This window comes from Plantimonas leprariae, from assembly GCF_008802405.1.
Classification (GTDB): Bacteria; Pseudomonadota; Alphaproteobacteria; order Rhizobiales; family Rhizobiaceae; genus Plantimonas; species Plantimonas leprariae.
In genome coordinates this window covers 115917-134636 of sequence record NZ_VZDO01000005.1, presented here as the reverse complement: position 1 = coordinate 134636, position 18720 = coordinate 115917, and the positions used below count along the sequence as shown (strand labels likewise).

At 69.0% G+C, this 18720-nt stretch carries 19 protein-coding genes; 9 read left to right on the top strand and 10 right to left on the bottom strand.

The features are described from left to right. The first annotated feature begins 5 nt into the window (after positions 1-5). Both F6X38_RS08785 and moaB read left to right on the top strand, forming a co-directional pair. Entirely contained in the window at positions 6-935 is a 930-nt protein-coding gene (locus F6X38_RS08785; RefSeq protein ID WP_246191264.1) for a 4-(cytidine 5'-diphospho)-2-C-methyl-D-erythritol kinase, read from the top strand. After that, complete coding sequence (moaB, locus tag F6X38_RS08780; RefSeq protein WP_150969339.1) at positions 932-1474, top strand: molybdenum cofactor biosynthesis protein B; 543 nt, start codon at positions 932-934, stop codon at positions 1472-1474. The genes F6X38_RS08785 and moaB overlap by 4 nt, the downstream gene beginning before the upstream one ends. Before the next feature lie 158 nt (positions 1475-1632). Here the strand turns inward: moaB and F6X38_RS08775 are convergent, their stop codons facing one another. Continuing rightward, positions 1633-2133: a glycosyltransferase family protein gene (locus tag F6X38_RS08775; RefSeq protein WP_246191263.1), complete on the bottom strand. Its 501-nt coding sequence runs from the start codon at positions 2131-2133 to the stop codon at positions 1633-1635. Positions 2134-2265: 132 nt separating this feature from the next. Between F6X38_RS08775 and F6X38_RS08770 the strand changes: the two genes are divergently transcribed. Both F6X38_RS08770 and F6X38_RS08765 read left to right on the top strand, forming a co-directional pair. Continuing rightward, positions 2266-3420 carry a PA0069 family radical SAM protein gene (locus F6X38_RS08770; protein ID WP_150969337.1) on the top strand — a complete coding sequence of 385 codons (1155 nt, stop codon included), beginning with the start codon at positions 2266-2268 and terminating at the stop codon, positions 3418-3420. 87 nt (positions 3421-3507) lie between these two features. Further along, the gene (locus tag F6X38_RS08765) at positions 3508-4191 is read left to right on the top strand and encodes a ribonuclease HII (RefSeq protein ID WP_150969336.1); all 684 of its coding nucleotides are present in this window, start codon (positions 3508-3510) and stop codon (positions 4189-4191) included. A 15-nt stretch (positions 4192-4206) separates the two neighbouring features. Here the strand turns inward: F6X38_RS08765 and F6X38_RS08760 are convergent, their stop codons facing one another. The 8 genes from F6X38_RS08760 to F6X38_RS08725 form a co-directional block, all read right to left on the bottom strand. Further along, positions 4207-4686 carry a F0F1 ATP synthase subunit B gene (locus F6X38_RS08760; protein ID WP_150969335.1) on the bottom strand — a complete coding sequence of 160 codons (480 nt, stop codon included), beginning with the start codon at positions 4684-4686 and terminating at the stop codon, positions 4207-4209. Positions 4687-4697: 11 nt separating this feature from the next. Next, positions 4698-5309 (bottom strand): F0F1 ATP synthase subunit B, encoded by a 612-nt coding sequence (locus F6X38_RS08755; protein ID WP_150969334.1) that lies wholly within the window; start codon positions 5307-5309, stop codon positions 4698-4700. A 72-nt stretch (positions 5310-5381) separates the two neighbouring features. Further along, the gene (locus F6X38_RS08750) at positions 5382-5609 is read right to left on the bottom strand and encodes a F0F1 ATP synthase subunit C (RefSeq protein WP_150969333.1); all 228 of its coding nucleotides are present in this window, start codon (positions 5607-5609) and stop codon (positions 5382-5384) included. 82 nt (positions 5610-5691) lie between these two features. Beyond that, the gene (locus tag F6X38_RS08745; RefSeq protein ID WP_150969332.1) at positions 5692-6453 is read right to left on the bottom strand and encodes a F0F1 ATP synthase subunit A; all 762 of its coding nucleotides are present in this window, start codon (positions 6451-6453) and stop codon (positions 5692-5694) included. A 108-nt stretch (positions 6454-6561) separates the two neighbouring features. After that, positions 6562-6894 (bottom strand): AtpZ/AtpI family protein, encoded by a 333-nt coding sequence (locus F6X38_RS08740; RefSeq protein WP_150969331.1) that lies wholly within the window; start codon positions 6892-6894, stop codon positions 6562-6564. Between the two features lie 73 nt (positions 6895-6967). Continuing rightward, positions 6968-8149 carry a cell wall hydrolase gene (locus F6X38_RS08735; RefSeq protein WP_161992673.1) on the bottom strand — a complete coding sequence of 394 codons (1182 nt, stop codon included), beginning with the start codon at positions 8147-8149 and terminating at the stop codon, positions 6968-6970. A gap of 145 nt (positions 8150-8294) precedes the next feature. After that, positions 8295-9719: a ribosome biogenesis GTPase Der gene (gene der / locus F6X38_RS08730; protein WP_150969329.1), complete on the bottom strand. Its 1425-nt coding sequence runs from the start codon at positions 9717-9719 to the stop codon at positions 8295-8297. 11 nt (positions 9720-9730) lie between these two features. Next, positions 9731-10603 carry a tetratricopeptide repeat protein gene (locus tag F6X38_RS08725; RefSeq protein ID WP_161992672.1) on the bottom strand — a complete coding sequence of 291 codons (873 nt, stop codon included), beginning with the start codon at positions 10601-10603 and terminating at the stop codon, positions 9731-9733. A gap of 166 nt (positions 10604-10769) precedes the next feature. On the opposite strand from F6X38_RS08725, the gene F6X38_RS08720 reads away from it, so the two are divergent. Then, positions 10770-11237: a YbaK/EbsC family protein gene (locus F6X38_RS08720; RefSeq protein ID WP_150969327.1), complete on the top strand. Its 468-nt coding sequence runs from the start codon at positions 10770-10772 to the stop codon at positions 11235-11237. 3 nt (positions 11238-11240) lie between these two features. Here the strand turns inward: F6X38_RS08720 and F6X38_RS08715 are convergent, their stop codons facing one another. Beyond that, positions 11241-12272, bottom strand: coding sequence for an aldo/keto reductase (locus F6X38_RS08715; protein ID WP_150969326.1), 1032 nt, complete (start codon positions 12270-12272; stop codon positions 11241-11243). A 294-nt stretch (positions 12273-12566) separates the two neighbouring features. On the opposite strand from F6X38_RS08715, the gene F6X38_RS08710 reads away from it, so the two are divergent. The 4 genes from F6X38_RS08710 to F6X38_RS08695 all read left to right on the top strand — a co-directional run bounded on the left by F6X38_RS08710 (position 12567) and on the right by F6X38_RS08695 (position 18685). Further along, positions 12567-13844 carry an extracellular solute-binding protein gene (locus F6X38_RS08710; protein WP_150969500.1) on the top strand — a complete coding sequence of 426 codons (1278 nt, stop codon included), beginning with the start codon at positions 12567-12569 and terminating at the stop codon, positions 13842-13844. A 121-nt stretch (positions 13845-13965) separates the two neighbouring features. Next, positions 13966-14799: a carbohydrate ABC transporter permease gene (locus F6X38_RS08705; RefSeq protein WP_150969499.1), complete on the top strand. Its 834-nt coding sequence runs from the start codon at positions 13966-13968 to the stop codon at positions 14797-14799. Further along, entirely contained in the window at positions 14796-15638 is an 843-nt protein-coding gene (locus F6X38_RS08700; protein WP_150969325.1) for a carbohydrate ABC transporter permease, read from the top strand. Before F6X38_RS08705 ends, F6X38_RS08700 begins: the two co-directional genes overlap by 4 nt. A 23-nt stretch (positions 15639-15661) precedes the next feature. Further along, entirely contained in the window at positions 15662-18685 is a 3024-nt protein-coding gene (locus tag F6X38_RS08695) for an alpha-mannosidase (RefSeq protein ID WP_150969324.1), read from the top strand. Positions 18686-18720 lie beyond the last annotated feature (35 nt).

Genomic DNA, 18720 nt, shown 5'->3' with positions numbered 1-18720 from the left:
GCGCCGTGGACGGCGACCATCTCGGCAACGTGATCGAGCTTGCTGCCGGCACGCACCTCGCGCCGGCGAAGATCAACCTCGCGCTCCACGTCACCGGGCGGCGGCCGGACAGGTATCACACGCTCTCCAGCCTCGTCGCCTTCGCGACTGTGGGCGACCGTCTCACCCTAGAGCCGGCCGAAGCGGACGGGTTCGCGCTGGAAGGACCGTTCGCGGCAACGCTTCGCGAGAGCTTCACACCCGGCGCGCCGAACAGCGTCCTCGAAGCGCTGGCCCGCATGCGCGTCGTTGCGCGGCGGCACGGCCGGACGATCGCTCCGGCTCGCATTACGCTGGCGAAGCACCTGCCGGTCGCCTCCGGCATCGGCGGCGGCTCGGCCGATGCCGCGGCCCTGGTCCGCGCGGCGGTCGCCGCCTGTCCCGACCTCGCGGTCGATTTCCGCGAGGCCGCCGAAGCGCTCGGGGCGGACGTCCCGATGTGTGTCGACTGCCGCGCCGCCTGCGTCTCCGGCATCGGCAAGACGATCGAGCCGGTCGGCGACTTCCCAACGATCCCCGCCGTACTCGTCAATCCGGGTGTGCCGGTCTCGACGCCGGCGGTGTTCCGCGCCCTGGAGCACCGCGACAACCCGCCGATGCCGGAACTCCCGACGTTCACCGGCATCCACGACGTTCTCGAGTTCCTGCACGCGACGCGCAATGATCTCGAACCGCCGGCGATCCGGATCGCGCCGACGATTGCCGTTGCGACTGCCGCCTTGCGCTATGCGGGCGCGAGCTTCGCTCGGATGTCCGGCTCCGGGGCAACGGTATTCGGGCTCTTCGAAAGCGATGGCGCGGCCGGCCGCGCGGTCGGCGCGATCAAGGACCGGCATCCTGGCTGGTGGGTCGCCGCGACGTCGCTCGGCTCGGTCGCAACGGGAGGTTCCGCATGAGCGAACGCAGCTTCGTTCCGCTCTCCATCGCCGTCCTGACGGTCTCCGACAGCCGCTCGCTCGACGACGACCGCTCCGGCGCGACGCTGGCCGAGCGCCTCATCGAGGCCGGCCACGTTCTCGCCGACCGTCGCATCGTTCCGGATGACGTCGAGACTATCCGGGAAACGGTGCTCGGCTGGACGCGGGATCCGGCGGTCGACGTGGTGATCACCACCGGCGGCACCGGCTTCACCGGCCGCGACGTGACGCCGGAAGCGCTGGAGCCGATCTTCGAGAAGCGCATGGACGGCTTCTCGGCGATCTTCCACCGCGTCTCCTACGAGAAGATCGGCGTCTCCACCATCCAGTCGCGCGCGACGGGCGGCGTCGTCAACGCGACCTTCGTCTTCGCCCTCCCCGGCTCGCCGGGCGCCTGCCGCGACGGCTGGGACCTGATCCTCAAGGACCAGCTCGATTACCGCCACCGCCCCTGCAACTTCGTCGAGATCATGCCGCGCCTCGACGAACACCTGCGCCGCGAGGGACGCTCAGCCTAGGGCCTGTTGGACAATTCGCCGGCGGATGGCTGACGAGGGATTTCGTCGTTCGCAAGGCGCCGAACTTGAGTGATGCCGGCGGCATCGGCGAGGTTCGGCAATGCAGCGACGGCGAAAAAGCACCGCCGGACTGACCCGAGCGGGTTGTCCAACAGGCGCTAACGCGGACGGATCGTGGCGGTGAGGCGTCGCGCCGCCGGCCGCCGTGCGATGCCGCCCTTGCCATAGAGTTCGACCGCCTGCGCCTTCGGCGCGACGAGTCCGTCGACCAGCGGGCGCTGCCCCCGTTGCAGGAGGCGGCGCAGGAAGCCGCGCCCGTCGCTTGGCACGCGCGAGAAACGCGCCGCTTTCGGCGCTCCGTCAGAAGACCCGTCCGCCAGATGTTCCGCGACCGCCTCGATCCAGCCGGCGGACAAGCGTGCGCCCGGCTCGATCAACATGACCCAGTCGCCCTTCGCATTCGCCACAGCCTGAGCCGCCTCCAGCTCGGCAACGACGCGGCAGCCGGCATGGTCGGCGACCTTGCGCGTCGCGGCGTCGGTGCCGCGGTCGACGACCAGAACCTCGCGCACCAGTCCCTCGACAGCACCCGGCACGAGCGTCGCCAGCGTCGCGGTCAGCGCGACGGCATCCTCCCGGCAATCGATCACCACGGACATCATGCTTCGGCCACTAACGATTCGACCGGCAAAACGCTAGCGGTGGACGCGTGCCGATCCGTTCTTGCAATGCTCCGGTCCGCAAAATAGGATTATTTTCATAGCTGATTCGCCAGCAGGATATGTGCGCGGATGGGACATTTCGCAGAACCTCAGCGTCGAGGCAGCGCGGCTGACGGCGTGAGGCACAGACCGGCTCGCTCGATCGGCGGCGCCGCGAACGCCATAGCCGAACCGCGCGGACGCGGGGCGGCGGTCAACCCGACGGGCCGTTTCGAGCCGCGGCGGCGGGCAGCGGAACACGATGGCTGGGATCTCGCTGAGGACCTGCCGCCGCTTCGCACCGAAGTTCAGGTCGAGACGCCGCGCACGATCATCTCGCGCAATACCTCGCCGGACATCTCGTTCGAGCAGTCGGTGAACCCCTATCGCGGCTGCGAGCACGGCTGCGTCTACTGCTTCGCGCGTCCGACGCACGCCTATATGGGCCTGTCGCCGGGGCTCGACTTCGAGACGAAGCTCTTCGCCAAGCCGGACGCGCCGGCGCTCCTCGAACGCGAGCTTGCCGCGCCCGGCTACCGGCCGCGCACGTTAGCGATCGGCACGAATACCGATCCGTATCAGCCGATCGAGAAGGAGCGGCGCATCATGCGCGGCCTCCTCGAAGTGCTGGAGACCGCGCGGCACCCGGTCGGCATCGTCACCAAGTCGGCGCTGGTGCTGCGCGACCTCGACATCCTGGCGCGGCTGGGGAGCCAAGGTCTCGTGAAGGTCGCGATCTCGGTGACGACGCTCGACCGCCGGCTGGCACGGGCGATGGAGCCGCGCGCCGCGACGCCGGGCAAGCGGCTCGACGCGGTGCGGGCTCTGAGCGCCGCCGGCGTGCCGACCATGGTGATGACGGCTCCTATCGTGCCGGCGCTGAACGACCACGAGATCGAGCGGCTCCTGGAAGCGGCCGCGGCGGCTGGCGCGAAGGAGGCTGGCTACGTGCTTCTCCGCCTGCCGCTGGAGGTCAGCCTGATCTTCCAGGATTGGCTGCAGCGGCACTATCCCGATCGGCACCGCCACGTTCTGACGCTCCTGCGCTCGATGCGGGGCGGGCGCGACTACGATGCCGAATGGGGCAAGCGGATGGTCGGGGCCGGCCCCTATGCCGAGCAGATCCGCCGGCGGTTCCAGATGGCGGCGACGCGTTTCGGCCTCAACGAGTCACGGTTGAAGCTGCGTACCGATCTCTTCCGGCCGCCGCTTCGGGCGAACGGGAAGCAGCTCGCGCTGTTCTGAGCCGGATCGTCGCATCGGCCGGCCGCCGGTCCCCGTCGGCGCCCGGCCTTGAGGAGAATCGGGGGATGCGCGAAAGCTGGCCGCACCATGCCTCGCCGTCGTCCCGATTCTTCCACCCCTTCTCGCATACGTCACATCCTCCCCGACTTCGCGATCGAGCGCGAGCGGCTGCTGAGCGGCGCGGCGTCGGTCGCCGGCATCGACGAGGCGGGGCGCGGGCCGCTTGCCGGTCCCGTCGTCGCGGCGGCGGTGATCCTCGACCCGGACGCGATTCCCATCGGACTCGACGATTCGAAGAAGCTCTCCGCCGCCGCGCGGGAGCGGCTGTTCGCCGAGATCCTGGCGCATACGACGGTCGCGATCGGGAGCAGCAGCGCCGAAGAGATCGATCGGCTCAACATCCGGCAGGCGACGCTGCTCGCCATGCATCGGGCAGCCGTCGGGCTCGCGGCAGACGCCTGCCATTTCCTCGTCGACGGCAACGACGTTCCGCCGCTTCTTGCCCAGCGCGCCTCGTTCGTCATCGGGGGCGACAGCCGTTCCCTGTCGATCGCCGCCGCCTCGATCGTCGCGAAGGTAATGCGCGACCGGATGATGGCGCGTCTCGGCGAAGCGTTTCCGCACTACGGCTTCGAGCGCCACGCCGGCTACGGTACGCCGGATCATCTTGCCGCCCTTCGCCGATATGGGCCCTGCTCGCATCACCGGCGGAGCTTCGCGCCCGTCAGAAACGCGAAAGCCGCCGGTTCGGAGCCGGCGGCTTCGAACTGACGGGTGACACGACGCCTAGTGCAGGCGCTGACTAATCTCGCCGAGGGACTGCTCGATGAAGCGGCCGGCTTCGCCGGACGAGCCTTTCTCGGCGACGATCTTCTTCGCGGCGGTGACGGCGATGTCGATGGCCGACGCCTTTACCTCGGCGATGGCGTCGGCTTCCGCCTGCGCGATCTTCGACTCCGCCATCTGCGTCCGGCGGGTGACGTATTCCTCGTTGCGGCGGCGCGCATCGGCGAGCAGGGCCTCGGCCTCGCGGGAGGCGCTCGCGACGATCTCCTTCGCATCGCGCTCCGCTTCCTGCCGGCGGCGCTGGTATTCGGCGAGCTGCGTCTTCGCCTCCTCCTTCAGGAGGCGCGCCTCTTCCAGTTCTCGGCGCACGCGGACCGAATGGTCGTCGAGCGACTTCGCCATCTTGGGGAAGCCCTTGAAGTACCAGACGACCGCGAAGAAGACGACGAGGGAAACGAAGGCCCAGAAGGTATTGTCCATCGTCTCCTCCCTTAAGTGCGCACGCTGGCGACGGCGCCAGCCGCCTCTTCGCGCGACACGTCGATCCTGACGATGTCGGCAAGGATCGTCTGCGTCACGTCCTCGGCGATCTGGCCGACATCGGCGAGCGCGCGGGTCTTGATCTCGCCGATCCGACCCTGCGCTTCCGCGAGACGGCCGTCTAGTTCGCCTTCGGTGCGCTTGCGCTCGGCTTCGGCGTCGGCCTTCGCCTTGTCGCGGGCTTCCGTCGCGATCGCGTGGGAGCGCGCCCTCGCCTCCGCCAGTTCCTGCTCGTAGGCGGCCTGCGCGGCGTCCGCGTCGGTCTTCATCTTCTCGGCCGCGTCGAGGTCGGCGGCGATCCGGCCGCGGCGGTTCTCCAGCGTCCCGCCGATCTGCGGCAGGATGGTCTTGCGAAGAACATAGAAGAACACGCCGAAGGTGATGGCGAGCCAGAGGATCTGGGAGGGGAAGAATTCGCCGTTGAAGGGCGGGAACGCGCCTTCGTGCGGGACTTCCGTATGGGCCGCCCCTTCGGTGGGGCCATGCGCGGCGTCGGGAGCCGTGACCGCGGGCACGTGGGCGTCCGGCGTCTCGGTCTGGGCAAGGGCGTCGGTGACGAACATCAGGCGCTCCGGGGCGGGAACGGCCGGGGGCTGCGGTCAGCCTCCGGCCGTGTCGTTACTGCTTCGGCCGAATCAAACGGCGAAGAGGAGGAGCAGCGCGATCAGCAGCGAGAAGATGCCGAGCGCTTCCGTCACCGCGAAGCCGAAGATCAGGCGGCCGAACTGGCCGTCGGCGGCCGAGGGGTTGCGCAGCGCGCCGGCGAGGTACTGGGCGAACATGTTGCCGAGGCCGAGCGCCGTGCCGGCCATGCCGAAGCAGGCGAGGCCCGCGCCGATGTACTTTGCAGCTTCCGCGTCCATGGGAACTCCTTCGTGTTGTCTCTTGCGTGGTTGCGAGGACTGCGGCGCCGGACGCGGCGCCGCAGGATCGGGTGGGAAACGCTTAGTGGTGAACGTGAACGGCGTCGTTCAGGTACATGCAGGTCAGGACCGCGAAGACGTAGGCCTGCAGGAAGGCGACGAGGAACTCGAGCGCCGTCAGCGCGATCGTCATGAAGAGCGGGAGAATGGAGCCGAGGACGCCGAGCGCGCCGAGGCTCGACATCGACACCACGAAGCCGGCGAAAACCTTCAGCGTGATGTGGCCCGCCAGCATGTTGGCGAAGAGACGAACCGAGAGCGAAACCGGGCGCGACAGGAAGGAGACGATCTCGATGATCGTCACCAGCGGCAGCACGGCGGCGGGCACGCCGCTCGGCACGAAGAGCTTCAGCCAGCCGATGCCGTTCTTCATGAAGCCGTAGACCACCACCACCCCGATCACGAGGAGCGCCAGCGAGAAGGTGACGATCAGGTGGCTGGTGACGGTGAAGAAGTACGGCATCATGCCGAAGAGGTTCGCGACCAGCACGAACACGAAGAGCGAGAACACGAAGGGGAAGAAGCGCATGCCGGCCGTACCGGCGGCGTCCCGCAGCATGTTGGCGACGAACTCGTAGGAAAGCTCGCTGACCGACTGGACGCGCGAGGGAACGAGTTCGCGGCCGCGCGTCGAGAAATACAGGAAGCCGAGGGCGACCGCGGCGGTGATCACCATGAACAGCGAGGAATTGGTGAACGAAAGATCGAGACCGCCGATGTTGATCGGAACGATGCGGAAGAGCTGGAACTGATGGATCGGATCCGTCGGATTATGATGTTCCAAGTGTCCGGGGCCCTTCCCTGCCTCGATTTCGCCGCTGATTTGAGCGTTGCCAATAGCGGGACGAGGCGCGTCGCGCAACTCCCGGCGAACGACTTTCTGCGGTCAGGGTCAGCGAGGCGGCGCGCCGGTGCCGTCCGGCTTCTTCGAGGTGGAGCGGATGACGTTGAGGACCCCCGCCGCGAAGCCGATCAGCAGGAAGACGATCAGGCCGAACGGCGTCGTGCCGAACAGGCGGTCGATGCCGTAGCCGATGGCGGTGCCGACGAAGACGCCCGCGACGAACTCGCTGGCGATCTTGAAGCCTTCCGCCGCCCCGCGCATTCCCTGCGTCGGGTTGGCGGCCTCGCGCTGGTCGGGCTGCCGGGCGCGACTCTCCGCGATGCGCGCCGCAAGCGCGTCGCCGCGCTTGCGCAGATCGTCTTCGGAAGGATGATCGCTCATTACGGAAGCCTCGGTGTTTCCCGAGGCACATGGCGGAGCCGCGGTCGCGGCGCAAGTCGCCGCCCGCGACGGCTCAGTTCCAGCCGCCGCCGTAGGTGCGGTAGAAGATGTGGCGGCCGATTTTGTCCACCTTCTTCATCGCGCTCGCCCAGCGCGGCCGCACATAGGTCGCGTGGTAGTGCGTCGCCGACCCGACCTCCGGCAGCCAGGTCTCGCCGCGCGTCACCTCGCCGGCGATCCGGAGCGCCGTCGAGAAGGCGCGCTTGTTGGTGACGCGCTTCCGGTGTCCGTCGCAGGCGAAGGAGAACTGGCAGCGATTGCGCCAGTTCTGGTTCTGGTAGACGACGCCGCAGATCGTGTCCGGATAGGTCGGGTTGCGGACGCGGTTGAGGATCACCTGCGCCACCGCCGCCTGGCCGGTCTCCGATTCGCCACGCGCCTCGAAATAGATGCCGTTGGCGAGGCAGAGCTGTTCCTTCGACGAATAGGCGGCGGCCGGCAGCGGCGTCGCGGCCCAGGAATGGTCGTTCCGCCCGATCGGGGGCACGAAGCCGGTGCTGCCGCGCAGGATGCGGCCGAAGAGGGTGGAGGCGGGGTTCGCAGCCGGCTCCGCGGGACCGTAGGCGAGCGCCGCGGTCTCGGACACGGCAGCCGTCGTGACGGCCGTCGCGCCCGTGCCGAGCCGCGCCGTCTTCGTGTCGAGCGAGGCGACCATCACGGCCGGCGCGGCGGTGGGCAGCGGGATCGCGCCGCCCGCCGGCTCGAAGTTCATCGCGACCTGGACGAGATCGCCGCGCGGGTCGTCCGTTTCGAGGAAGGTCGTCTGGATGGTGCTGTCGTCGGAGAGCGGCGGCGTCAGCAGCGACTGGCGCTCGAGGATCGAGCCCGCCGTGAAGGCCTTCGGCGGCGCGAAGGGCGCGACCGTGAGGACGCGGCCGGTCTTCTCGCGCCGGTTGACGCGCGCTTCATCCGGCGAATCCACGTCGGGGCGCGGGGCGTCCATGGTGTAGAGCTCGCCGCCGGGAGCGGATACGCCGGCGCCCGCCGGCACCCGTCCATCCGTCTTCGCGCCGAAGGACACGGTCGCCTTCTCGATGGCGCCGGCAGGCGACGGCACGAAGAAAGCCTGCCAGCGCGGCGCGGCGCGGCCGCCTTCGAGCAGGCTCGTCATGTCCTGATAGGCGACGGATGTCGTGAGAAGCGGCAGCAGGGCCAGGGCGGCGAGCCCGGCGCGCCCCGGCGCACGCAGCCGCAACGCTCCAGCCTTTCTCAGGCCGCGAACCGACATCCCTCGCATGCTGACGAACCCGCTGCAGCCCCATCGAGGCCCGAGCATCGCCCAGACATGTTTTTTCTTGGTTAACGGGAGGTTGCGCTAAATGCTTAATGAGCGATTAGGCTCATTTCGCGCGCTTGGCGCGGCCCGCATAGGGGTTCTGTCCTTTGCGGAAATTCAGCCGGATCGGCACCCCGCCGAGGTCGAAGGTCTCGCGCAGGCCGTTGACGAGGTAGCGCTGGTAGGAGGCGCCGAGCGCTTCCGGCCGGGTGGTCGAGAGCACGAAGGTGGGGGGCCGCGTCTTCACTTGCGTCATGTACTTGATGTTGACGCGCCGGCCGGCCACCGCCGGCGGCGGATGATGCGAGGTGACGCGGTCGAGCCACTGGTTGAGCTTCGCGGTCGATATGCGGCGGTTCCAGGTCTCGTGCGTCTGCGCGATCGACTGCATCAGCCGGTCGAGCCCCTCGCCGGTTTCGCCGGACACCGGCACCGCGCGGATGCCGCGCGCCTGCGGCAGGAGCCGTTCGGTCATCTCGCGCAAGGCCGCGAGCACGGCCTGCCGGTCCTCCACGAGGTCCCACTTGTTGAAGGCGATCACCGGCGCACGGCCCTCGCGCACCACGAGGTCGGCGATGGCCAGATCCTGCCGCTCGAAGGGGATGGCGGCGTCGAGCACGATCACCACGACCTCCGCGAACTTCACGGCGCGCAGCGCGTCGGCGACGGAAAGCTTCTCCAGCTTCTCCTGCACCTTCGCCCGCCGGCGGAGGCCCGCCGTGTCGAACATCTTGATCCGCCGGCCGCGCCAGTCCCATTCCACCGAGATCGAATCGCGCGTGATGCCGGCCTCCGGCCCGGTCAACAGCCGGTCCTCGCCGAGGAAGCGGTTGACCAGCGTTGACTTGCCGGCGTTCGGCCGCCCGACCACGGCGATGCGCAGCGGCTTCGTCGCGTCGTAGGCCTCGATCACCTCTTCGTCATCGCCGCCGGGCGGCGTGATCGGCACGGAGGTTTCCGCTTCCTCCACCTCCTCCTCGTCCAGGGCGAAGGCGTCGGGCCCGAGCGCGGCGACCATCGCGTCGCGGAGATCCCCCATGCCCTCGCCGTGCTCGGCCGAGATCGCGACCGGCTCGCCGAGCCCCAGCGAATAGCTGTCGTAGAAGCCGGCGTCGGATCCCCGCGCCTCGGACTTGTTGGCGACGAGCACGACCGGCCGACCGCGGCGGCGCAGAAGGTCGCCGAAGAACTTGTCGTCCGGCGTGATCCCCGACTTCGCGTCGACCAGGAACAGCGAAAGGTCGGCCTCCTCGATCGCCCGCTCGGTCTGGCCGCGCATACGCGCCTCCAGGCTCTCGTTCGGGGCGGTTTCCAGGCCAGCCGTGTCGATGATCGAGAATTCGAGGTCGAGCAGCCGCGCTTCGCCGCCGCGCCGATCGCGCGTCACGCCGGGACGGTCGTCGACGAGCGCCAAGCGCTTGCCGACCAGCCGGTTGAACAGCGTCGACTTGCCGACGTTCGGCCGGCCGACGATCGCGACGGACACCATCGAGGCGGCCGTCAGTTCGACGGAGCGGCCGGCGCCCCGGCAGGGGCGGCGGGCGCGGGAGCCTCCGGTGCCGCCGGCGGAATGCCGGCGTCCGGCGCGGCTTCGGTGGGCTCGGGCGATCCCGGCGGCGAGGAAAGGTCGAGCGGGATCGGCGTGTCGGGCAGCGCCGCTGCCGGTGCAGGAGCCGCCGCCGGCGCGGTGGCGGCTTCGGCGGCAGCCGTTTCCGGGGTGGTGCCGGCTTCGGCGAGGGCGAGCACGACGTTGGTGCGCAGCGCGATGCCCTGCGGCGTCCGTGGATCGTCGCGGTTCGCCTGCAGGAAACGCTTGGCGTCGTCGAGCTTGCCGGCCTTCCAGGCGGCGAGGCCCAGCGCCTCGCGCGCCGCGTAGCGCAGCGGCTCGGCATCGCCGGACAGGCGCTCCACGCGGGCGCGGACGTCGTCGAGGCTGCCGGTGTCGACGAGGACGTAGCCGGCCCGGATCGAGGCGATGTCGCGCAGCGATTTCGGCGCGTTCGCGTCGTTCGCGACCTTGTCGAACCCTTCCAGCGCCGCCTTTGCATCGCCCTGGCGGGCGTGGATCGAGGCGATGCGGAGGGTGGCAAGCTGCGGATAGGAGCCGAAGCCGTCCGCCGCGATGGCTTGCAACTGCTTCAGCGCCTCGTCGGGCTTGTTCTGATCGGCGAGGTCCACCGCCGCGGTGAAGCGGTCGCCGGCCGCGTTCGCCTTGCTGAGCTGGTACTCGCGCCAGGCGACATAGGCGCCAGCCGCGATCACCGCGAGCACGGCGGCGGCGAGGATCAACCGGCCGAAACGCTTCCACAGGTCGTGGACGCGCTGCTGGCGGATCTCCTCGTTGACCTCGCGAAAGAACGTCTCGTCGCTCATCATCTCGTCCGAACGGTCGCCGGCCTCCCTTTCGGGAGGTTCCAGCCGAATTTCGGCCGTTCTAGAGGCTGTTCGCCGGAAACGAAAGCGGCAGCACCCTTCGCGCTTGCGGAACGGCGGCGGCGACCGATCTTTCGCGGCACGCAAGCGGGAAAGGAATGCCGCGATGAGCCTCGATTCCGTGCGCGAGTTCCTGTCGCGTCACGCGCCGGACCTCGAAGTCCTCGTGCTCGACACGTCCACCGCGACGGTACCGCTCGCGGCGGCCGCCCACGGCGTATCGGACGGCCAGATCGCGAAGACGCTGTCGCTGCGAGTCGGCGAGCGGCGCTTCCTCCTCGTCGCGCGCGGCGACGCGAGGCTCGACAATGCCAAGGCGAAGCAGGCCTTCGGTGGCAAGGTGTCGATGCTGGGAGCCGAAGAGGTGGAGCTTGCGACCGGCCACCCGGTCGGCGGCGTCTGCCCGTTCGGGCTGGCAAACGCCCTTCCCGTCTATTGCGACGTCTCGCTCCGTGACTTCGCGGAGGTGGTGCCGGCCGCGGGCTCGACGCACAGCGCGGTCCGGATCGCGCCGGACCGGCTGGCCGCCCTCGCGAACGCCGAATGGGTCGACGTCTGCAAGCCGGTCGCTTGAAACCTACCGCCCGCCCTGGATCTTGCGGTTGCGCTGGTTGATGCCGCCCTTGCCGTAGGGATAGTCGGCCATCTGCGGCGCGCTCACCGTGGACAGACGCTCGATCTCCTCCGGGGAAAGCTCCAGCGAGGCCGCGCCGAGATTGTCGGCGAGCTGTTCGGTCTTGCGCGCGCCGAGGATCACCGAGGTCACGGCCGGCTGCACTGCGAGCCAGGCCAGCGACACCTGCGCCGCGCTGGCGTTCCGCGCCTTCGCGATCTCGGTGACGGCGTCGATCACGCCCCAAGTCCGCTCCTGCGCGTTGCGGGCGGCATAGGCTTCCATGCCGCGCTCCGGGTTCTCGCCGAGCCGCGTCGCGCCGGTCGGCGTTTCGTCGCGCTTGTACTTGCCGGCCAGCCAGCCGCCGGCGAGCGGCGACCACGGCAGGAGGCCGATGCCGGCATCGAGGCAGGCCGGCACGATCTCGTGCTCGATGTCGCGGACGAGGAGGTTGTACTGCGGCTGCAGCGTCACCGGCGGAGCCCACAGATGCGCCTTCGCCAGGTGCACCGCCTTGGTGATCTGCCAGCCGAGGAAGTTCGAGAAGCCGTAATAGGCGATCTTGCCCGCCGCCACCGCGTCGTCGAGGAAGCGCAGCGTCTCTTCCATCGGCGTCAGCGCGTCGAAGGCGTGCATCTGGTAGAGGTCAATCTGCCCGATCCCGAGCCGGCGCAGCGAATCGTCGAGCGCCTGGGTGAGGTGCCGGCGCGACAGGCCGATGTCGTTCGGCCCGTTGCCCATCGGGAAACGGCCCTTGGTGGCGATCACCATCTGCCGCGCCCCGTCCGGATTGCCCTTCAGCCAGCGCCCGACGATCTCCTCCGAGATGCCGGCGCTGTAGACGTCGGCGGTGTCGATGAAGTTGCCACCCGCCGCCGCGTAGTCGCCGATGATCCGGTGCGAGGTCGCCTCGTCGGCCTCCTGCCCGAAGGTCATCGCCCCGAGACAGAAGTTCGTGACGATCGCGCCGGTATTGCCGAGCTTGCGATATTCCATCGGTGATCTCCCAAGTTTTGCGAGCGCGCGGCAGAGGATGCCGCGTGGCAGCAAGGCTTTCCGGTCCCGGCGCTGGCCGTACCTTTCGGCGCGAACCTAGCGGCGGATCGACAGGCGACAGCGCCGCTTGCATCGCCGGCTAATGGTCATGGCGGTCTCTGCCTCTCGCCCGCGCCGTGGTTGCCAATACAAAAACAAAGTGATTTACTCAACTCGCAGGTCGGCAGCCGGCGAAAGATCGGCACCACCCTTGGCTCGGGAGGATGCGAGATGACGAAGGCATTGCGGCTGCTCATGCTGGCCGGCGCGGCTTGGGGAACGATCCTTTCCGGCGCGGGAGCGCAGGAGCTCGTCACCAAGGATCTCGTCGGCAAGCCCGACGCGCCGAAATCGCTGGTGCTGCGCCTCGCCGGCGACGGGCCGAACTCGCCGGACCCCGACTGGGCGGCCGGCTACGCGAAGCTCTTCGGCGACTTCATCGCCAAGCATCCCGATTGGAAGTTCGAAATGCAGACGATGTCGAACGACATCGGCCAGGAACAGGCGCGGATGCTGGAACAGGTGAAGTCCGGCCGCGGCCCGGACTGCGCGGCGGTCGATTCCTTCCAGCTCGCGCTGTTCAAGTCATCGAAGGTGCTGAAACCCATGACGGCCTACTTCAAGCCGGAGGAGGTTTCCGACCTGTTCCCCTACGTGCAGCAGGGCATCAAGGGCGACGACGGCGAGATCTACGCCTGGTGGTATTCGACGGACCTTCGCGTCCTTTATCGCAACAAGTCGGTCGTGCCGGAAGCGCCGAAGGATTGGTCCGAGCTGAAGAAGGCCGCCCTTGCCTCGGTGGATGAGGGCACGGAAGGCTTCCTGTTCAACGGCTCGCGCTACGAGGGCACGGTGTTCGACTGGCTATCGAACTTCTGGTCGCAGGGCGGCCAGCTCGTCGACGACAAAGGCAAGCCGGTCTTCGCGGCAGGCGAGAACCGCGCGAAGATCCTGAAGGCCATTGGCTACTACAAGGACCTCGTGGATTCCGGCGCCGCGCCGAAGCGCGTCACCACGATCGGCAACTACAACGATCTCAACGCGGCCGCGGCCGCCGGCACGACCGCGCTCTTCGTCGGCGGCAACTGGCAGCTCGCGCAGTTGAAGAATACGCTCGACGAGGACGAATACGCCAACTGGACCTTCGACCAGATCCCCGGGCCGACGGCGGACGCCCGTTCCACCGGCACCGGCGGCTGGACGCTCGCCTCCTTCACCGACGACAGGGAGAAGACCGAGATGTGCGCGACGGTCGCCCGCGAGATCTACGCCGGCCCCGGTACGGCGCTGCAGCAGAACCTGCCGACGGCGAAGGCCCTCTTCACGAAGTTCGACGTCTACAAGACGCCGGAGTTCCAGAAGTTCGGCGAGTTGCTGCAGTACGGGCAGGCCCGGCCGGGCGTGCCGATCTACCCGGAAATCTCCAACCAGCTCCAGATCGCGATGGGCGACGTCCTGTCCGGCACGAAGACGCCGGAACAGGCGCTGGACGCGGCCGCCGCCGCGGTCGACGCCGCCTACAAGCGCCTCTGACGCGCGCGGCCTCGCCTTGAGCGGGATCACCTTCACCTCGACCGGCGAGACGCGGGCCGCCGGCGGGCTTCGCTGGCGGCTCGGCGAAAGCCCGGCGCTCTGGCTCCTGCCGATCGCGCTCATGCTCGGGGCCTTCTACCTCTACCCGATCGTCGACGTCTTCCGCTTCGCGGCGACCAACGCGTCGCTGCTCGGCCGCGACGAGGTCTACACGACGGCGACGATCCGGGGCGTCCTCGGCAACCCGGACCTCGTCGGCGTCCTCTGGACGACCTTCGTCTTCACCTTCTTCTCGGTGGTCGGCCAGCAGGCGCTCGGCCTCGCCATCGCGCTCGTCGTCGTGCGGGCCGAGCAGCGGAGGCTGCGCGGCGCGACGGTGCTCCGCACGATCGTGCTCGTCGCCTGGGTGATCCCCGGCATCGCCAATGGCCTCATCTGGCAGATGCTGTTCTCCGAGGCGCCCTTCGGCGCGATCAACTCGACGCTGTCGCTCGTCGGCCTGCCGCGCGTCGCCTGGCTGTCCGATCCGCAGATCGCGATGTTCTCGGCTGTGGTCTCCAACATCTGGCGCGGCACCGCCTTCTCGATGATCGTGCTCTATGCGGCGCTGAAGGGTATCGACCCGGTCTACTACGAGGCGGGACGCATCGACGGGGCGAGCGCGCCGCAGATGCTGCGGCACCTGACGCTGCCGCTGATCCGGCCGGCGCTGCTCGTCAACTCGATCCTCATCACCATCCAGACGCTGAACACCTTCGACGCGATCATCTCGCTCACCGGCGGCGGGCCCGGCCGGGCGACGGAGGTGATCTCGCTCTTCACCTTCAACACGGTGTTCCGCAACTACGACCTCGCGGCCGGCAGCGTCCTGTCGGTGCTGATGCTGGCCATCAGCCTCGCGCTGGCGCTGGCCTATGCCGTCTTCCTGCCGCGCGGCCGGGATGCCGAGGCATGATCTCGACCCCGCGCGACCGCCTCGCCGACGGTCTCACCTACGGGGCGATGCTCGCCATCGCCGCCTTCTTTCTCCTACCGCTGCTCTGGCTCCTGTCGTTGGCAGTCCGGACGCGGCGCGAAATCTTCCGGGGCGCGAGCCGCTTCATCCCGAACGATCCGACGCTGGAGAACTTCCGCACCATTCTCTCGGGCGCCGAGTTCCCGACCTACCTGTGGAACGGCCTGTTAATCTCGGCGGTCGCCGGCTTCGGCTGCCTCCTCGTCGCGGCCCCGGCCGCGTATGCCTTCTCGCGGCTGAAGGTTCCGGCGCGCGGCCTCCTCTTGATGGGCATCCTCGCCTTCCAGATGGTCTCGCCGCTGGTGATCATGGTGCCGCTCTACCGCTACATGAACCGGCTCGGACTGATCGACACCCATCTCGGCGTCATTCTCGTCTACATCGCGATCAACCTGCCGATGTGCACTTGGCTCCTGAAGGGCTCGATCGACGCGATCCCGAAGGAGGTCGAGGAGGCCGCCGCGATGGACGGCTGCTCGCGCTTCGGCATCTTCTGGCGGATCACCCTGCCGCTCGCCGCGCCCGGCCTCGCCTCGGTGTTCATCCTTGCGGTGATCTTCGGCTGGTCGCAGTTCCTCGTGCCGTTCCTGCTCCTCACCGAGAACTCGCTGCTGCCGGTCGCGGTCGGCATCTTCAAGTATGCAGGCTCGCAGAACGCCTCGACCACGCAGCTTCTTGCGGCCGCCTGCCTCGTCGCGGTCGCGCCCGCCATCGTCGCCTTCCTCGTCCTGCAGCGGCTCATCGTCGGAGCCATCACCGCCGGCGCGGTGAAGGGCTGATCGTTCACACCCGGAGTGCATGCATGTCCTCTCTGACCATCCGGCAGCGCCTCGACCGGCTCGACGTGCGCGTCGCCGAGCTCGACTGCTGGCGCGACCGCGAAAGCGTCGCCGTCGACGGCTGGCGTCTCGACGGCGAACCCATCGCGCTGGGCGCCTTCTGGCCGGACCGGGAGGGCGTCCACCGCTTCGAAGCGGAGGCGACGGCGCCCGAGCACTGGCCGCTCGAAGACGTCGAGCTGCAGCTCGACCTCGGAGGCGAAAGCCTCGTCGCCCTCGTGCCGGAGGATGGGGAGGCGAAGCATTTCGGCGTCGATCCGTACCACCAGCAATTCCCCGTGCCGGCGCCGAAATTCCGGATCGAGTCGGAAAGCGTCGCCCGCCTGCCCTTCGGCGAGCCGGTGCCGGAGCCGCGGCTGAACAAGGCGCGCCTCGCCTGGATCGACCGGCCGGTCCACGATCTCGTGCTCTTGCTCCGGCAGGTCTCCGAAGCCGCGCGCACGCTCGGCGAGACCCACGAGGCCGTGCTCCCGATGCTCAAGGCCGCCGAGCGCTGCTTCGCCGCGCTGGACTGGCCCTCCGCCACGGCGGACTACGTGTCGCGCACGGCGCACCGGCCGATGCAGCGGCAGATCTGGCGACTGCCCGAATTGAAGGACGCGCCGGACGCGCTGCGGCAGGATCACCGCGCCAGCGTTTCGGAAGCGCACGCGACGCTGACGGCCGAACTCGCGGCGCTGCGGGAGCGCTTTCCGCAGACCGGCCGGATCGCGATCACCGGCCACGCGCATATCGATCTCGCCTGGCTCTGGCCCTATGCCGAGACGCGGCGGAAAGCCCGTCGCACCTTCCACACGGCGCTGCGGCTGATGGAGCGTTTCCCCGACTACATCTTCAACCAGTCGACCGCCGCCTACTACGCGCAGCTCGAAGAGGACGATCCCGAACTCCTCGCGTCGATCAAACAGCGTGTCGCGGAAGGCCGATGGGAAACGATCGGCGGCATGTGGGTCGAGCCCGACACCAACATGCCGACCGGCGAGAGCTTCGTGCGCCAGATCCTCTACGGCCAGCGCTACTTCCGCCGGACCTTCGGCGTGGAGCACCGCGTCTGCTGGCTGCCGGACTGCTTCGGCTTCTCGCCCGCCCTGCCCCAGCTTCTGCGCCAGGGCGGCATGGACTCGTTCTTCACCATCAAGGTGAACTGGTCCGAGACCAACAAATTCCCGCACGACCTGTTCTGGTGGGAAGGGCTCGACGGCTCCAAGGTTCTCGCCCACACTTTCGACAACCCGGTGCGCGGCTACAACGGCAGCGTCGAGCCGCGCGCGACGATCGAGACCTGGCGCAACTTCCGCGGCAAGGCCCACCACGACGAAAGCCTGCTCGCGGTCGGCTACGGCGACGGCGGCGGCGGCACCACGCCGGAAATGCTGGAGCGGCAGGCGCAGCTCGCCGATTTCCCGGCGGTGCCCCAGCTCCGGCCGGCGCGCGTCGAGGACTTCTTCGCGAGGGCCCACGAAACCGCGAAGACGGCGGAGCTGCCGGTCTGGCTCGGCGAGATCTATCTCGAACTCCACCGCGCGACGCTCACCACCCAAAGCCACACCAAGAAGCGCCATCGCGAGGCGGAGCGCGCGCTGATCACCGCCGAGACGGTGTCCTCGCTCGGCGTCCTTCTCGGCGCGCCGAAGCCGGCGAGCCTGGAGCCCGCTTGGCGCCAGACGCTCAAGAACGAGTTCCACGACATCCTGCCCGGCTCCGGCATCCGCGAAATCTACGAGGACGCCGAGCGCGAGCTGGAAGAGGCGCGCGACGCCGGCCTCGCCCGCCAGCGCGAGGCGATGGACGCGCTCGGAGAGCTCCTGCCCGCCGGCGAAGGCGGCGCGGTCGTCGTCGTCAATCCGAGCCTCGCCGACCGGCCGATCCGCTTCCAGTCGCCCGACGGCCGGCCGGTCGCAGCGAAGGGCACCGTGCCGCCGCTAGGGCTCGCGGTGCTGCGGCAAGCGGACCTCGCGCCGGCGGACGGGCTGTCGGCGAGCGAGCGGGTCCTGGAGAACCGGCACATCCGCGTCGAGATCGCAGAGGACGGCACGCTCAGAAGCGTCGTCCACAAGGCAACGGGCCGCGAGGCGCTGGCGGGGCCGGGCAATCGGCTCGTCGCCTATCCGATGGACAAGCCGCGCAACTGGGACGCCTGGGACGTCGAGGACGACTACGAGGCGAAGGGCGTCGAAGCGGGGGAGATCGTGCGGTTCGAGCTCGTGGAGAACGGTCCGCACCGCGCCGCGATCCGCATCGAGCGGCGTTTCCGCGATTCGACGATCACCCAGCATTACAGCCTCGCCGCGAACGGGCGACGCCTCGACATCGAGACCGAGCTCGACTGGCACGATCGCCGCGTCCTGCTCCGCGCGCTGTTCCCGCTGGCCGTCCGCAGCGATTTCGCGACCTTCGAATGCGCCTTCGGCGTCGTGCGCCGCGCGACGCATGTGAACACGTCCTGGGATGCGGCGCGCTTCGAAGTGCCGGCGCACCGCTTCGCCGACCTCTCGGAGCCGGGCTTCGGCGTCGCGCTGCTCAACGACGGCAAATACGGCCACTCGGCGCGCGGCGACACGCTAGGCCTCAGCCTCGTGCGCTCGCCGATCTACCCGGACCCGCTCGCCGACGAAGGCCGGCAGCGCTTCACCTATTCGATCCTGCCGCATCGCGGCGACTGGATCGAGGGGGGCGTCCGCGAGGAGGCCGAAGACCTGAACCAGCCGCTGCTGGCGGCGGCCGCGTCCGGCTGCGCGCCGTGCACCTACGCGCCGGTTCGCCTCGACGGCCATGCCGTGGGACTCGCCGGGCTGAAACCGGCGGAGGACACGGACGACCTGATCCTGCGCGTCTACGAGCCGGCCGGCGGGCGAGGCTCGCTCACCGTTGAAACGGACGGTTGGCGGGTCGCGGAGGAGGTCGACATCCTGGAGCGCCCGCTCGGCGCGGCGCGCTCCGACATCCGCCCCTTCGAGGTCCGATCGCTGCGCCTCGCGAAGGGCTGAGACCCCGGATGCGGGACGCCGGGTCCGATGCTAGA

Excerpts from the sequence above, each read along its gene's own strand:
- der (WP_150969329.1), bottom strand. The coding sequence starts at position 9,719 with ATGGTGTCCGTCGCGATCGTCGGCCGGCCGAACGTCGGCAAGTCGACG.
- F6X38_RS08715 (WP_150969326.1), bottom strand. The coding sequence starts at position 12,272 with ATGGAATATCGCAAGCTCGGCAATACCGGCGCGATCGTCACGAACTTC.
- F6X38_RS08775 (WP_246191263.1), bottom strand. The coding sequence starts at position 2,133 with ATGTCCGTGGTGATCGATTGCCGGGAGGATGCCGTCGCGCTGACCGCG.
- F6X38_RS08770 (WP_150969337.1), top strand. The coding sequence starts at position 2,266 with ATGGGACATTTCGCAGAACCTCAGCGTCGAGGCAGCGCGGCTGACGGC.
- F6X38_RS08755 (WP_150969334.1), bottom strand. The coding sequence starts at position 5,309 with ATGTTCGTCACCGACGCCCTTGCCCAGACCGAGACGCCGGACGCCCAC.
- F6X38_RS08710 (WP_150969500.1), top strand. The coding sequence starts at position 12,567 with ATGCTGGCCGGCGCGGCTTGGGGAACGATCCTTTCCGGCGCGGGAGCG.
- F6X38_RS08740 (WP_150969331.1), bottom strand. The coding sequence starts at position 6,894 with ATGAGCGATCATCCTTCCGAAGACGATCTGCGCAAGCGCGGCGACGCG.
- F6X38_RS08760 (WP_150969335.1), bottom strand. The coding sequence starts at position 4,686 with ATGGACAATACCTTCTGGGCCTTCGTTTCCCTCGTCGTCTTCTTCGCG.
- F6X38_RS08705 (WP_150969499.1), top strand. The coding sequence starts at position 13,966 with ATGCTCGGGGCCTTCTACCTCTACCCGATCGTCGACGTCTTCCGCTTC.
- F6X38_RS08720 (WP_150969327.1), top strand. The coding sequence starts at position 10,770 with ATGAGCCTCGATTCCGTGCGCGAGTTCCTGTCGCGTCACGCGCCGGAC.
- F6X38_RS08750 (WP_150969333.1), bottom strand. The coding sequence starts at position 5,609 with ATGGACGCGGAAGCTGCAAAGTACATCGGCGCGGGCCTCGCCTGCTTC.
- F6X38_RS08725 (WP_161992672.1), bottom strand. The coding sequence starts at position 10,603 with ATGAGCGACGAGACGTTCTTTCGCGAGGTCAACGAGGAGATCCGCCAG.
- F6X38_RS08700 (WP_150969325.1), top strand. The coding sequence starts at position 14,796 with ATGATCTCGACCCCGCGCGACCGCCTCGCCGACGGTCTCACCTACGGG.
- F6X38_RS08765 (WP_150969336.1), top strand. The coding sequence starts at position 3,508 with ATGCCTCGCCGTCGTCCCGATTCTTCCACCCCTTCTCGCATACGTCAC.
- moaB (WP_150969339.1), top strand. The coding sequence starts at position 932 with ATGAGCGAACGCAGCTTCGTTCCGCTCTCCATCGCCGTCCTGACGGTC.
- F6X38_RS08695 (WP_150969324.1), top strand. The coding sequence starts at position 15,662 with ATGTCCTCTCTGACCATCCGGCAGCGCCTCGACCGGCTCGACGTGCGC.